The 14,514-nt window shown below is 63.2% G+C and carries 14 protein-coding genes and 1 pseudogene; 5 read left to right on the forward strand and 10 right to left on the reverse strand.

Features of this window, described 5'->3' with window-relative positions; all coding sequences use genetic code 11:
* A pseudogene (locus IV098_RS13855) lies at positions 1-101 on the forward strand (phosphate transport system regulator PhoU); the annotation flags it as partial.
* A gap of 75 nt (positions 102-176) precedes the next feature.
* Here IV098_RS13855 and IV098_RS13860 read toward each other — a convergent pair.
* The 10 genes from IV098_RS13860 to def all read right to left on the reverse strand — a co-directional run bounded on the left by IV098_RS13860 (position 177) and on the right by def (position 10,543).
* Positions 177-452: an oxidative damage protection protein gene (locus IV098_RS13860; protein ID WP_296890069.1), complete on the reverse strand. Its 276-nt coding sequence runs from the start codon at positions 450-452 to the stop codon at positions 177-179.
* A 32-nt stretch (positions 453-484) separates the two neighbouring features.
* Positions 485-808: a hypothetical protein gene (locus IV098_RS13865; RefSeq protein ID WP_296890071.1), complete on the reverse strand. Its 324-nt coding sequence runs from the start codon at positions 806-808 to the stop codon at positions 485-487.
* Positions 801-2,258, reverse strand: a complete 1,458-nt coding sequence (locus IV098_RS13870; RefSeq protein WP_296890073.1) for a TrkH family potassium uptake protein — start codon at positions 2,256-2,258, stop codon at positions 801-803. The genes IV098_RS13865 and IV098_RS13870 overlap by 8 nt, the downstream gene beginning before the upstream one ends.
* A gap of 3 nt (positions 2,259-2,261) precedes the next feature.
* Complete coding sequence (gene trkA, locus IV098_RS13875) at positions 2,262-3,635, reverse strand: Trk system potassium transporter TrkA (protein WP_296890075.1); 1,374 nt, start codon at positions 3,633-3,635, stop codon at positions 2,262-2,264.
* A gap of 79 nt (positions 3,636-3,714) precedes the next feature.
* Positions 3,715-4,989: a sigma-54 dependent transcriptional regulator gene (locus IV098_RS13880; RefSeq protein ID WP_296890077.1), complete on the reverse strand. Its 1,275-nt coding sequence runs from the start codon at positions 4,987-4,989 to the stop codon at positions 3,715-3,717.
* Entirely contained in the window at positions 4,986-7,118 is a 2,133-nt protein-coding gene (locus tag IV098_RS13885) for an ATP-binding protein (RefSeq protein WP_296890079.1), read from the reverse strand. The genes IV098_RS13880 and IV098_RS13885 overlap by 4 nt, the downstream gene beginning before the upstream one ends.
* The gene (locus tag IV098_RS13890) at positions 7,118-7,765 is read right to left on the reverse strand and encodes a DUF4390 domain-containing protein (protein ID WP_296890081.1); all 648 of its coding nucleotides are present in this window, start codon (positions 7,763-7,765) and stop codon (positions 7,118-7,120) included. Before IV098_RS13890 ends, IV098_RS13885 begins: the two co-directional genes overlap by 1 nt.
* Positions 7,728-8,984 carry a 16S rRNA (cytosine(967)-C(5))-methyltransferase RsmB gene (gene rsmB / locus IV098_RS13895; protein ID WP_296890083.1) on the reverse strand — a complete coding sequence of 419 codons (1,257 nt, stop codon included), beginning with the start codon at positions 8,982-8,984 and terminating at the stop codon, positions 7,728-7,730. Before rsmB ends, IV098_RS13890 begins: the two co-directional genes overlap by 38 nt.
* A 92-nt stretch (positions 8,985-9,076) precedes the next feature.
* A complete protein-coding gene (fmt, locus tag IV098_RS13900; protein WP_296890085.1) occupies positions 9,077-9,997 on the reverse strand; it encodes a methionyl-tRNA formyltransferase in 921 nt (306 codons plus the stop codon).
* 12 nt (positions 9,998-10,009) lie between these two features.
* Positions 10,010-10,543, reverse strand: a complete 534-nt coding sequence (gene def / locus IV098_RS13905; protein WP_296890087.1) for a peptide deformylase — start codon at positions 10,541-10,543, stop codon at positions 10,010-10,012.
* Positions 10,544-10,729: 186 nt separating this feature from the next.
* On the opposite strand from def, the gene IV098_RS13910 reads away from it, so the two are divergent.
* From IV098_RS13910 to IV098_RS13925, 4 genes are all read left to right on the forward strand, one after another.
* On the forward strand, positions 10,730-11,920 hold the full coding sequence (locus IV098_RS13910) for a LysM peptidoglycan-binding domain-containing protein (RefSeq protein WP_296890089.1): 1,191 nt from the start codon (positions 10,730-10,732) through the stop codon (positions 11,918-11,920).
* A gap of 87 nt (positions 11,921-12,007) precedes the next feature.
* Positions 12,008-13,066, forward strand: a complete 1,059-nt coding sequence (gene dprA, locus IV098_RS13915; protein WP_296890091.1) for a DNA-processing protein DprA — start codon at positions 12,008-12,010, stop codon at positions 13,064-13,066.
* Positions 13,067-13,070: 4 nt separating this feature from the next.
* A complete protein-coding gene (locus IV098_RS13920; protein ID WP_296890093.1) occupies positions 13,071-13,517 on the forward strand; it encodes a DUF494 family protein in 447 nt (148 codons plus the stop codon).
* A 6-nt stretch (positions 13,518-13,523) separates the two neighbouring features.
* On the forward strand, positions 13,524-14,514 hold a 991-nt coding region (locus IV098_RS13925), incomplete at its 3' end, for a DNA topoisomerase (protein ID WP_296890095.1).

Genomic DNA, 14,514 nt, shown 5'->3' on the forward strand with positions numbered 1-14,514 from the left:
GCGACCACGCCAAGAACATGTCGGAATACGTGGTCTACATGGTCAAGGGCAAGGATGTGCGCCACACCACGCTGGAAGAAATCGAAAAGGAAGTGCTGTAAGCGACACTTCAAATGGACGAAAAAACGGGCTCCTGCGGGAGCCCGTTTTGTTTGGGTGATGCCACCCGATATTCATCACTTGCTGGGTGGGACGTAACCGTTAGCGGCATCGGCCTTGCCGTCGCCGAAGAAATGACGCTCCATCTGTTCCATCAGGTAGGTGCGCGCGCTGGGATCCGCCAGATTGAGGCGGTTTTCGTTGATCAGCATGGTCTGCTGGCGTTGCCAGCCGCTCCACGCCTCTTTCGACACGTTCTCGAAAATCTTCTTGCCGAGATCGCCCGGCACCGGCTGAAAAGCCAGGCCTTCGGCTTCGCGACCCAATTTCACACATTTCACCATTCGCGTCATTGCATTGCTCCTGAAAATTCAATCAGCGGATTCTAACCCAGCTGCTTTTCTATTCGTTTGGCGAACACGCCCATTTCCTTCGCCGCCTGCTTGTCGCCGCGCGCCTCGGCGACCGCAATGCCCGCCTGATACGCCGCCAGAGCTTCCACCAAGGCGGCGTTGTCCGCCAGCGCTTTACCCAGCAGTTTCCAGGCAGCGGAATATTGGGGATCGTGCTCGACCGCTCGGCGCAGGTGGATGGCCGCGTTCGCCGCGTCGCCTCGCTTGAGGTATTCGTTGCCGATTGAAAACCGCAACAGCGCGTTGTCGCGGCCGCTGGCGAGCATGGCGAGGAAATTGTCCAGCGGCTCAGGCACGCCAGAAGGTCCGGGTAAACAGGACAAACAAGGTCATCAGTTCCAACCGCCCCAGCACCATGGTGAAGGTACAGACCCAGGTCTGGAAGTCGGTCAGCACGATGTAATTGGCGGCCGGACCCACCTGGTTCAGACCGGGCCCCGCATTGTTGATGCAGGCAATGATGGCCGAAAAGGAAGTCAGAAAATCCAGCCCGCTGGCGACCAGGATCATGGTCAAGGCGAAGATGCTGTTGACGTAGAGCATCACGAACACCTGCACGGCAAATGCCACCTGATTGGAAACCGGCATGCCCCCCAGCTTGATCGGCAAGACGGCGCTGGGGTGAATTTGCCGTTGCAACTCGCGCTGCCCCTGCTTGAACATCAACAGGCTGCGGATCATCTTGATGCCGCCGCCGGTCGACCCGGAACTGACGGTTATGCAGCTGAGAAACAGCATCCACAAAGGCACGAAAATCGGCCACTGGTTGAAATCAACGCTGGCGAAGCCACAGTCCGTCGCCAGCGACACCAGATTGAAGCTGACGTGGCGCAAGGCCGTCCAGTAACTGGCATACGTGCCCGCCTGCCAGATGTAGAAAGCACAGCCGATGCAGCTGACCACGACCAGTGCCAGCATCGGCATGACTTCCGGATCGCCCCGGTAGGCTTTCAGGCTACGGCTGCGGTAGGCCAGAAAGTGGGTGGCGAAATTCATCGCCGCAAACAGCATGAATACGATCAGAACAGCCTCGATCGCTGGGGAATTGAAGAAACCGACGCTGGCATCGTGGGTAGAAAATCCACCCAGCCCCATGGCGGAAAAAGCATGACAGACGGCATCGAACCAGCTCATACCCGCAACTTTGAGCGCCAGGATGCAGGCCAGGGTGATGCCCGCATACACCAGCCACAGCGACTTGGCGGTGTCGGCGATGCGGGGGGTCAGTTTCGAGTCCTTCATCGGGCCCGGCGTTTCGGCCTTGAACAGCTGTCGGCCACCGATACCCAGCATGGGAAGAATGGCCACCGCCAGCACGATGATGCCCATGCCGCCCAGCCAGTTGAGCAAATGCCGCCACAGGTTGATGGAAGGCGGTAGCGCATCGAGGCCGACCAGTACCGTCGCACCGGTGGTGGTCAGTCCGGACGCGGTTTCAAAATACGCATCGGTAAAACTCAAGTCGGGCAGATGGAACAGCAAGGGCAAGGAAGCAAAGGCGGGTAAAACCGCCCACACCAGCACTACCAGCAAAAAACCGTCGCGGGTTTGCAGTTCGCGCTTTTTATGGCGCGTGAATAGCCAGGTCAGCAGTCCCGAAGTAAAGGTGATCAGGAAAGCTTCGTCATAGGCATACAGCGCCGCATCCTGCCAGATAAAAGCGACTGCAAGCGGCAGCAGCATGGTGAAGGCGAAAATCAGGACCACCAGCCCCAACACATGCAGGATAGGAAGTACGCGGCGCATGACTTAAAAGAAGCCGAAGCCGACCTGGAACAGTTTTTCCACCTTGGGAATGATGCGCTTGTTGAGCGCGAACAGAATAAGGTGGTCCTCCGTTTCGATCAGGGTGTCATGGTGGGCGATGATGGCGTCGCCATTGCGGATGATGGCGGCAATCGTCGCGCCTTCGGGCAGGCCGATATCCTCGATACGCCTGCCCACCACGCGTGAGGTTTTGGAATCGCCGTGCACCGCGACTTCCAGCACCTCGGCCGCGCCGCGCCGCAGGGAGTGCACTGCCACCATGTCGCCACGCCGGATTTTCGACAGCAAGGGGCCCACCGTGGCCTGCGCGGGTGAGATGGCAACGTCGATTTCACCGCCCTGCACCAGATCGACGTAGGCCGAGCGATTAATCAATGCGATCACGCGCTTGGCGCCCATGCGTTTGGCCAGCAGCGCAGACATGATGTTGTCTTCGTCATCGTTGGTCAGCGCACAGAACACGTCCATGGCCGCGATATTCTCCTGTTCCAGCAAATCCTCGTCGGTGGCATCGCCCTGCAACACCAGGCTTTGATGGAGCTGTTCGGCCAGCAGGTTGCTGGTGGCCTTGTTGTGGTCGATGATCTTGACGTCGTAGTTGTGCTCGATCTGGGCCGCCAGCCGCCGCCCGATATTGCCGCCACCGGCGATCATGACCTTCCTGACCGGCCGCTCCAGGTTCCGCAGTTCGCGCAGCACCGAGGAAATGTCGGCCTTGCGCGCCAGGAAAAACACTTCGTCGCCCGGCTCGATCACGGTGATGCCTTTCGGCACGATGCCGCGGTCGCGGCGGTAGATCGCCGGGATACGGCATTCCAGATTCGGCATGTGGCGCTTGATGTCTTGCAGCTCGTGGCCCACCAGCGGGCCGCCGTGGTAGGCGCGCACGGCAACCAGACGCACCTTGCCGTCGGCGAAGTCGAGCACCTGCAGCGCTTCCGGGTGCTCGATCAATCGCCGCAGCGTATCGGTCACTTCCTGTTCCGGGCTGATGACATCGTTGACGCCGAAGTGTTCGGCCAGATAGCCGGCGTCCAGCCCGAGAAAATCCGCCGAGCGGATCCGCGCGATGCGGGTGGGCACATTGAACAGGCTGGAGGCGATGCGGCACGCCACCAGATTGGTTTCGTCGCTTTGCGTGACCGCCACCAGCATGTCGGCATCTTCGGCGCCTGCCTGCTGCAACACGGAGGGGTGCGCCGCATGGCCGCGCACGGTGCGCAGGTCGAAGCGGTCCTGCAGCAGGGCCAGTCTTTCGCTGTTGAGGTCGACGATGGTGATATCGTTGTTTTCGGCGACCAGGCTTGCCGCCAGATTGCCGCCCACCTGCCCGGCGCCAAGGATGATGATTTTCATGCTGGGGTGAGGATCAAGAAGTAAAGGGAGAGGGCGGCACGACAAGCGGTGACGGGTTGCCCCGACGCTTCGCGCACGCTCACAGGTTTTCGTCCAGACGCCGGCCGTGGCGAATATTGAGTTGCTTGAGCTTGCGGTAGAGGTGGGTGCGCTCCAGTCCGGCACGGTCGGCCACCCGTGTCATGCTGCCGCCCTCTTTCTGGATCAGGTATTCGAAATACATCCGCTCGAACGCGTCGCGCGCCACCCGCAACGGGGTGTCCAGCGGAATGCCGTGGGCGACGGCGGGCGCCTGCTGTTTCATCGGCGCCAGCACCCGGTTGACGTCAGTGCCATCGATTTCGCTGGTCAGGGTGGTGAGGGCCAGGGTCCGCACGACGTTGCTCAACTGCGGCAGGTTGCCGGGCCAGTCGAAATTGCGCAGCTGGTTCAGCGCCGGCGTGGCCAGCCGCCGCAGCGGGCACACGCCGGTTTCCACCAACTGCGTCAGCATGAAATTGGCGATGTCGGGCACGTCTTCCCGATGCTCGCGCAGCGGCGGTATCTGGATGACCACGCTGGACAACCGGTAAAACAAACGGCTGTCGAACTCGCCTGTCCCCACCAGCGCGTCCAGACTGCGGCTGCTGGAACACACCAGGCGCGCGCCGTTGCCCTCGATGCGATCGAGCAGCAGCGCCAGGCCTTTTTGCTCCAGGCGCGCCAGTTCACTGACATCCGACAGATAAAGCGTGCCATTGCCCAAGGTGCTGGCAAAGCTCAGAGGCTCGGACAGCAAGCGGGCGCGATCCTTGATTTCAATCCACGGACTGGCGGGTTGGTGCAGGAAATGGGCGCAGATTTCAAAGCCACTGCCGTGTTCGCCCGACAGCAGGACCGGTGCGGTGTTGCCGCCGACTTGGGTCAGGCGCTTTTTCAGTTCGAGTATCTGCGGGCTGCGGCCGAGTGCGGACAGGTCCATCCCGGGTGCGCGCCGCGGCGGCGTCACCCCGCGCTTGATGGCCTTGTTGACGGTATCGATCAGCTTGGCCAGCGCGACCGGCTTTTCCAGAAAGTCGGTCGCGCCGAGCTTGGTGGCTTCGACGGCGGTATCGATGGTGCCGTGGCCCGACATCATCACCACCGGCATGGTGAGCTGGCCGTTGCTCGCCCATTCCTTCAACAGGGTGACGCCATCGGTATCGGGCATCCAGATGTCGAGCAAGACCAGGTCGGGCCGGCGTTGCGCGCGGAATCCCCGCGCCTCTTCGGCGTTTTCCGCCAGATGCACGTCATAGCCCTCATCCGTGAGGATTTCCGACAACAATTCACGAATCCCTACTTCGTCATCAACGATCAGGATATGCCCGCTCACGTGCTTTCTCCGTCCTCTACAAATACAGGCAGCGACACGCGTATCGACGCGCCGCCTGATTTGAGATTTTCTATTTGAATTTTGCCCTGGTGTTCTTCCACTATTTTTTTAACGATGGCCAGTCCCAGCCCCGTTCCCTTTGCCTTGGTGGTTGCATAAGGCTCAAACAAACGTGCCATCAGGTGCTCCGGAAAACCGGCCCCGTTGTCCGTCACGGTCAGATTGACCGTGTGGGTATTGAGGCGGGTGCAGACCTCAACATGGGGGGACGCGTGATCGCTCAACGCATCCTGCGCATTTTGCAACAGATTATGTATCACCTGACGCAATAATGTGGAGTCGCCCGCAACGCGCGGCAAATCGGGGGCGAGATGCAGCTCCAGACCCAGCGCCTTGGTGTCGTACAAGGCCAGCACTTCGTGCACCAGCGCATTCAGGTCCAGCGCTTCGAGTTTGGCGCGCGGCATCCGCGCATAGCCGGCAAACGCGTCGACCATGGTTTTCATGGCGCCGACCTGATTGACGATGGTTTGCGTGGCGCGGGTGAGAAATTCGGCGTCCGGCGTTTCCAGTTTGCCGCCAAGTTTGCGCGCTATGCGTTCGGCCGACAGCTGGATCGGGGTAAGCGGGTTCTTGATCTCGTGCGCCAGCCGCTTCGCCACTTCGCTCCAGGCCGCGTTGCGCTCGGCGTTGATCAGCTTGGTGACATCGTCGAACACCAGCACGTAGCCGCGATCCATCCCCGGCGGCAGATGGGTGCCGCGCACCAGCAGGGTCTGCCTGCCTTCGCTGGCGTGGTATTCGATCTGTTCCTGCCATTCTTCTTCGTGACGGGCCAGGCGCTCGGCCACCCGCGTGCTGAAATCGCGCAGCGCCTCGTCGGCCTGCTGCGGCGCAGCCAGGTTCTGCGACTGCAGTGTGGAGGGCTCCACCCCCAGGATCAGCGCCGCTGCGCTGTTGACCGCCAGGACGTTCAGGCCTTCGTCCAGTACCACCACGCCGGAAGACAGGTTGGCCAGCACCCGTTCCAGAAAGGCCTTCGCCTGGCCGGTTTCCTGATGGTTCAGCGCAGCCTGTTCGCGCGCGTCCGACAGCTGTCGCGTCATGCGGTTGAACGAGTCGATCAGCACGCCCAGCTCGTCGCGGCTGGAAATCGGCTGCATCTGCGAGAAGTCGCCCTTGGCCACCGCGCGGGTGCCGCGCGCCAGCGTGCGCAGCGGTGCGCCCAGACGGTCCGAAATCAGATAGGCAATGACGAAGGTCATCAACAGGGCCAGCATCAGGGTCAAGGTCAGCGCGACGCCGTAGATCCGTTTCAGTCCCTGCCGCGACACCGCGATCTGCTGGTATTCCTGATACGCCAGCTGCACCGCCTGCGCATCGCGTTCGAGGGCGGCGGGCACCGGCTGCACCAGTTGCAGCACGCGGGTTTCACCGGTCAGTTCGCTGGTGTACACCGGCACGATGACGCGCATGATGAGACCGCGATCCGGGATGTCCTCGATCCGGCTGTAGGGCTGCTGCTGGCGTACCTGCCACAGCACGCCGCGCTCGGGCAGCACCGGCAGCAACGTGCCGCGTTCGCCGCTGACGTGGGCAATGACGCCGCCGCGATCGTTGAACAGGGTGAGCTCCTGCACCGTGCTTTGCTCGCGCAGGGTCGACAGGCTGGTGATCATCGAGCCCATGCCCTCGTCCGACAGCGAGATCGCCATACGCTGCGCCTTGACGTTGAGGTCGCTCAACAGGTCGTCGAGCGCAACCTGGCCGAGCTTGACCCCGGACGCCAGCGCATTGTCGACCCGCACGTCGAACCAGGTTTCGATGGAACGGTTGAGAAAGAACACCGAGGCGCCGTACACCACCAGGCCCGGCAACATGGAAACGGCACTGAACATCAGCAACAGCTTGAGCGTGAGCTTGGCGCCGAATACGCCGCGGCGGATGCGTTTTTGCAGCCACCACAAACGCCAGCCCAACAGCACCAGCAAAACCGCACCGAGCACGCCGCCGACGACGAATACCACCGACAGATTGTCGGCAAACATGACGTTGTCGCCGCCGGCATAGAACAGCAACGTCAACAGCGCGATGCCCGCAACCAGGGCGGCAACAATCAGACTGCGCATCAGGGCGACACAGGCGGCGGGCTGACCGGGATGGGGGGCGCATCAAACGACCATTTATGCCAGGGCGTCGCCAGTTCCCATTGCTCGTTGCTCACGCCCCCGATCGACAGCGGCTTCGGCAACTGCTCCTTGTCCAGCCGCAAGCGCAGGCGCGCTTCATAGCGCCGGCCGGTTTTCAGGGCACCGCGATCGATCACCTGCCAGTCATTGATCCGTCCCAGCATCGCCAGCGCTTCCGGCAGGGTGGCAGCGGTGCGGGTGACGTAACCGCTTTCGACTACGTAGCGCCGCAGCAGCAGGTGGTAATAAATCCTGAGCTTGCGCACCGGTTCGGCGATGTCTTCGTCGAACCAGTACCAGCTGCCGGGACGGGTGACTTCCAGTTCGAGCAGAAAATGCAGGTTGATGCCTTTGCTCAGCGCATTTTCCAGCGTGGGATTGAGTACGATCTCCACATCCGCGTCCAGCACATAGCCTTGCGGGGTGGCGCGCAGGGCCGCCTTCTTGACGGCACTGTCGTCAGCGCTGCCGACGCCCGGGGCGATCGCCAGCCAGCACGCCAGCATCAGTCCGGCCAGCCAGACCCATGCCGCGCCGCGCCGGGCGGTGTCAGGTCTTCTGCAACAGGGCGTAATAGAAGCCATCATGTTCCGCATCCGGCAACAGCGATCCATTCGACAAAACTTCGGGGAGAAGACGGCGCACGGCGTCGTCGGCGTGGCGCGTCAAGAACGCCTGCACTTGCCCGTCGTTTTCTTCGTGGAATACCGAGCAGGTGGCGTAAAGCAATGTACCACCCGGTGCCAGCAATCGCCACAACGCTTCCAGCATCACCGCCTGTTGCGCCGCGAACTGGGCGATGTCCTCGGGACGGCGCAGCCATTTGATGTCGGGATTGCGGCGCACCACGCCGGACGCGCTGCACGGCACATCGGCCAGAATGCGGTCGAACGGCTGGCCATCCCACCAGGCCTCGGGGTTCGAGGCATCGCCTGCCACTAGGCTGGCGCGCAAATGCAGGCGATCGAGGTTTTCCTGTACCCGAGCGAGGCGGGCGGGATCGACGTCGAGCGCGGTCAATGCCACATCGGCGCGTTCCAGGATGTGGCCGGTCTTGCCGCCGGGCGCGGCACAGGCGTCCAGTACCCGCTCGCCCGGCTGCGCATCGAGCAGGCGGGCGGCCCATTGCGCGCCGGCATCCTGCACCGACACGCGGCCTTCGTCGAAGCCGGGCAAGCCATGCACCGACACCGCCTTGTCGAGCGTCACCGCATCCGCACCGGTTTGCCGCGCCGGATGCCCCGCCTCGCTCAAGCGCTGCAAATACTCCGCCACATCGCCATGGCGCGCGTTGACGCGCAGGGTGAACGGCGGATGCAGCAAGCCGGCTTCGAGGATGCCCTGCCAGTGTGCCGGGTGCTGCGCCTGCAGTTTGGCAATCCACCAGTCGGGATGCGACCAGCGTGCCGAGGGCCGTTCGGCCGCCAATTGATCCAGTTCGGCGCGGCGGCGCTGGAAATTGCGCAGGACCGCATTGGCCAGTCCGCGCCGCCAGCCTTCGCCGGCGGCGGTTACCGCGTTGTGCACCACGGCATGGGCAGGCGCCCGCGTATACGCCAGCTGGTAAATCGCCACCCGTAACAGCCAGCCCAGTTGCGGGTCGGTCAGCGGGCGCTCCAGCAAGGCTTCCAGCCAGCAATCCAGCCGCCCAAGCTGACGCAGGCTGCCGTACACCACGTCCTGCAGCGCGCCGCGTTCGCCCGGGGTCTGCAATTGCTGCACGCGCTGCGGCAGCACCTGGTGCAGGGCGGCGCCGGCCAGCACTTCTTCGAGAATGCCGGCGGCCAGTTTTTGCAAATTACGCATGATGAGAACGCTTAAGGGAGTGAGATCGGGTCATGGCGGGCCAGCCGCGTCGGAAGCGGCAGATGATACAGGGCACGCAACTCGCCCCCAACTCAACGCCCCAAATGGGTGCCTGGCGCGCAGGGCCGGCCGGCCAGAAACGCTTGCGCCGTCATCCGCTTGCTGCCAGCGGGTTGCAGCTCGAGCAGGGCCAACGCGCCCGCGCCGCACGCCACCACCAGTTGATCGCCGTCGGCGCGCAATATTTCGCCCGCCTCTCCGGCCCCGTCCACCGCCCGTGCCGCCCATATCTTGAGCGGCGCGCCGTCCAGCAGCGTCCACGCGCCCGGCACCGGGCAGTAGGCGCGCACGGCGCGTGCCAAGGCGGCGGCCGGCTGGCGCCAGTCGAGCTGCGCTTCCTCCTTGGAGAGCTTGGCGGCGTAAGTGGCGAGCGCATCGTCCTGCGCCACCGGCGCCAGATCGGCGAGATGCGCCAGCGCAGCCACGATGGCGTCCGCCCCCGCAACGGCCAGCGCATCGTGCAGGCTGGCCGCCGTGTCAGCGTCGCCGATCGGCAGCGCGACTTTGGACAACATTGCGCCGGTATCCAGCCCGGCGTCCATCTGCATGATGGTGATGCCGGTCTCGGTGTCGCCGGCCAGAATCGCGCGCTGGATCGGCGCCGCACCGCGCCAGCGCGGCAGCAGCGAAGCGTGGATATTGAGGCAACCCAGGCGCGGCAGATCGAGCACGGCTTGCGGCAGGATCAGGCCATACGCGGCGACCACCATGACGTCGGCGTTCGCCTCGCGCAGTTCGGCCTGGGCTTCCTGCGTTTTCAGGCTGGCCGGCTGAGAGACCGCCAAGCCGCGCGCAAGGGCAGCCTGCTTGACTGCGCTGGGGGTCAGTTTCATGCCGCGACCGGCGGGCCGGTCAGGCTGGGTCAGCACCAGAACGATTTCGTGCCCGGCATCCGCCAAAGCGTTGAGGGCCGCCGCTGCAAACGGCGGGGTGCCGGCAAAGATGATGCGCACGGGCAGCCGGACTCAGAGCGACGCGCGGCGCGGCGCGGCGTCGGGGCGGTGCTCGCGCGCCTGCTTTTGCAGCTTGGCCTTGATGCGATTGCGCTTGAGTCCGGACAGGTATTCGACAAACACCTTGCCCACCAAGTGATCCATTTCATGCTGGATACACACGGCCAGAAGGCCGTCCGCTTCGAGCTCGAAGGGCTTGCCGGCGCGGTCCAACGCACGCACAGTCACCCGTTCGGCGCGCTTCACCCTGTCGTAGATACCGGGTACCGACAGGCAGCCCTCTTCGCTTTCCTCGGTGCCGGACTGGGCGATGATTTCGGGGTTGATCAGCACCAGCAGGTCGTCGTGGGTTTCGGAAATGTCGATCACGACGACCCGTTCGTGCACATTGACCTGCGTGGCGGCCAGCCCGATACCCGGCGCGGCGTACATGGTTTCGGCCATGTCGTCGACGAGTTTCCGGATGCGGGCATCGACCGCCGCTACCGGCTTGGCGATCGTGTGCAGGCGCGCATCGGGGTAGTGGAGAATGTCGAATTTGGCCATAAAAGCTTTGCGAATGAATGGGCTGAGCGCACACTTTGATGCAAAATCTGCATCTGGACAGCGCGTTGCCCTAAATATAAGGTCGGTGATGGCCGTAAGTTAGGCGCACAGTATATTTTCAACACAGCCATTTTCAACCCGGCTGTTTTCAGTTTGAGAGACAAAGTCTAAATGGAGGGGGTTCCCGTGCGTCAACTCGTTATTTCACTTGCCCTGCTACTGGCAACACCGGTGCTGGCCGATACGCTCAAACTGCAGGACAACGCCCCCGACAAGTACGTTGTGGTCAAGGGCGACACGCTGTGGGACATTTCCGGAAAATTCCTCAAAGACCCCTGGCGCTGGCCGCAAATCTGGAACATGAACCGCGAGGAAATCAAGAATCCGCACTGGATCTATCCGGGCGATTTGGTGGTACTCGACCGCAGCGGCAAGGAGCCGCGCCTGTCGCTGGTCAAGGGCGACAAGAGCGGCATGACCACCGTCAAGCTTTCACCGGGTGAGCGCATCACCGAACTAGGCAGCGAGGCCATTCCGCCCATTCCCAGCCGGGTGATCTTCCCGTTTCTGGCGCAACCGCGCGTCGCTCCGGCAGACGCACTGGACAGCGCGCCCTTCATTCTGGGCACCAACAGCGAACGCGTGGTGCTAGGCACCGGCGACGAGGCCTTTGCCACCGGCGGCAAACCCGGCGTGACGCGCTGGAACGTGCTGCGCCCCGGAAAAGCCCTGAAAGACCCCGCAACCGGCGAAGTGCTGGGGTATGAAGTCGAATATCTGGGCGATGCGCGCACCCTGGTGGAAGGCGCGCCGCAAAAGATCCGCATTACGCAGTCGGCGCAGGAAATTCTGCCCAAGGACAAGCTGGTGAAAGCGGACGAAGGCACCGCCTTCGAATACATCCCGCACGCGCCCGAAACCAGGATCGACGGCCGCATCATCTCGGCCTACGGCGGCATGTCCGACAGCGGCCAGTACCAGACCGTGGTGATCGACCGTGGCAGCCGCGACGGCCTGGAACAAGGTCATGTGCTGGCGGTATACCGTGAAGGCCTGGCCGTTAAACTCACATCCTCTGAAGACAAGAACGTGACCTGGGTCAAGGAAGCCAGCGCCGCCCCCGATGGCGGCGCCTGGCTGTACAGCGACGTACGCTGCCTGAAGGAGGACGGCAAGGTCACCTACGATCAGGTGGCCGAAGTCAACAACAGCTTCCGCAAGACCTGTCTCGGCAGCGGCAGCGACGACGACGTCAAGCTGCCGGATGCCCAGAGCGGACTGGTGATGCTGTATCGCGTGTATGAGCGGGTGTCGTACGCGCTCATCATGCAATCCAGCGGGCCGGTCTATCTGCTCGACCGGGTGCAGACCCCCTGATCGCTTTTTTTGGGATGCACCATGCTTGACGCCTGGCTGCGCCATGTTTGATTCTTGGCTGCGCCGTGCTTGATTCCTGGCTACGCTATGCTTGACTCCTGGCTGCGCCTGGCGCTCGCCCCCGGGGTCGGCAACACCAGCCTGATCCGCCTGCTGACGGCCTTCGGTTCTCCGGAGGCCGTTTTGGCGTCAGGACGCACGGCACTCTCGGCCCACCTGTCCAGCGCGCAATGCGATGCACTGCTGGGCGAACCCGACGCAGCCTTGCTGGAAACCACCCTGACCTGGTTGGACCAGCCCAGCAACAGCCTGCTGACGCTGGCGGACGCGGACTACCCGACGACCCTGCTGGAAATAGGCGACCCGCCCGCCGTGCTGTACTGCAAGGGACGCCGCAGCCTGTTGGGCCAGCCCGGCCTCGGCGTGGTGGGCAGCCGCAACGCCACGCCGCAAGGGGTGCGCGACGCCGAGGCCTTCGCCCACGCCCTGTCCGACGCCGGCTTCACCATCATCAGTGGGCTGGCGCTCGGCATCGACGCGGCCGCGCACCGCGGCGGGCTGGCCGGCGCGGGGTCGAGCATCGCCATCATCGGCACCGGGCTCGACCGCATCTACCCTGCGCGCAACAAGGCGCTGGCACATCAACTGGCCGAAAACGGGCTGGTGATTTCCGAGTTCGCGCTCGGCACGCCGCCGCTGCCTGGCCATTTTCCCCGCCGCAACCGGCTGATCAGCGGCCTCAGTCGTGGCGTGCTGGTGGTGGAAGCGGCGCCCGACAGCGGCTCACTGATCACCGCGCGGGTCGCCACCGAACAGGGGCGCGAGGTATTCGCCATTCCCGGCTCGATCCATTCGCCGCTGGCGCGCGGCTGCCATGCCTTGATCAAGCAGGGCGCCAAGCTGGTCGAATCCGCCGCCGACATTCTCGACGAGCTGGCCTGGCCGCAGCGGCTGGCCCCGCCGGCGTGGCCGGAACAGGCGGCCGACCCGGTGCTGGATGCCCTCGACGGCGCGCCAGCCACGCTCGACGCACTGGCACAAAGAACCGGGTTGACGCTGGATGCGCTTTCGGCCAAGCTGTTGGCGCTGGAACTGGAAGGGCAGATTGCCTCAATGCCCGGCGGGCGTTACCAAAAACTACACTGAGATCATGCTCGACATCCTGGTTTACCTCTATGAAAGCTTCCGCATGGTGGCACTGACGCCAGACCGCGATGCGCTGGAAAAGCGTCTGTTTGCCGCCGGTTTTGAAGAAGCTGACATCAACGCCGCGCTCGACTGGTACACCAACCTGGCTGGCAGCGCCACCCACGAACGGCTGGCGCTGGCGTATGACCGCCACTACGCCCCGGAAGAACTCGATCGGCTGAACGAAGCCTGCCGTGCCGAGCTGGCCTATCTGGGCAGCGCCGAGATCCTCGACCCCGAATCCCGCGAATGGGTGATTTCAGGCCTGATGGAGCTGGGCGGCGAAGACATCGAGCCCGACCATGTGCGCTGGATGACGCTGATCGTCCTGTGGAGCCGTGGCCTGATCGAGCATTTCACCCACCTCGAAGACATGCTGCTGAACCACGAGCCGGAACGCCTCCATTAAATAGCCATGTCCAAACTCGTTATCGTCGAATCCCCGTCCAAGTCCAAGACACTGAAGAAATACCTCGGCGCGGATTATGAAATCCTCGCCAGCTATGGTCACGTACGTGATCTCGAACCGAAAACCGGCGCGGTCGATACTGAAACTTTCAGCATGAAATATCAGATCATCGAACGCAACGCCAAGCACGTCGAAGCCATCGTCAAGGCCGCCAAAAAAGCCGACGAAGTGTTGCTGGCAACCGACCCGGATAGAGAAGGCGAGGCGATTTCCTGGCACATCAGCGAAATCCTCAAGGAACGCAAGGTCAAGACGCCGATGAAGCGCGTGGCCTTTTACGAAATCACCGAATCCGCGGTGCAGGACGCCGTCCGCAACCCGCGCGAGATTGCGACCGACCTGGTCGATGCGCAACAGGCGCGCCGCGCGCTGGATTATCTGGTCGGCTTCAACCTGTCGCCGCTGTTGTGGCGCAAGATCAGCCCCGGCTTGAGCGCGGGCCGCGTGCAGTCGCCCGCCTTGCGCATGATCGTCGAACGCGAACTCGAAATCGAAGCCTTCAATCCGCGCGAATACTGGTCGCTGCACCTCGACAGCCACAAGGGCGCGCAGGCGTTCAGCGCCAAGCTCACCCATTTCAAGGGCGAAAAGGTCGAGCAGTTCACGGTCGAGCACGAAGCCCGCAGCAAGGAATGGCTGGCGACGCTGGAGTCGAAAGACGCCCGCGTCATGCGCATCGAAAAGAAGCGGCGCGCCCGCCACCCCGGCGCGCCGTTCACCACCTCGACCCTGCAACAAGCCGGCGTGCGCCAGCTCGGCATGACCACCGACCGTGTCATGCGCACCGCGCAACAATTGTATGAAGGCATGGACCTCGGCGAAGGCCCGGTCGGCCTCATCACCTACATGCGTACCGACTCGGTGAATCTGGCGCAGGAAGCCATCACCGACATCCGCAAGTATGTGGGCGCCAACTTCGACAAGGAATTCCTGCCGC

It is taken from the genome of Thiobacillus sp., assembly GCF_018780105.1.
Classification (GTDB): domain Bacteria; phylum Pseudomonadota; class Gammaproteobacteria; order Burkholderiales; family Thiobacillaceae; genus Thiobacillus.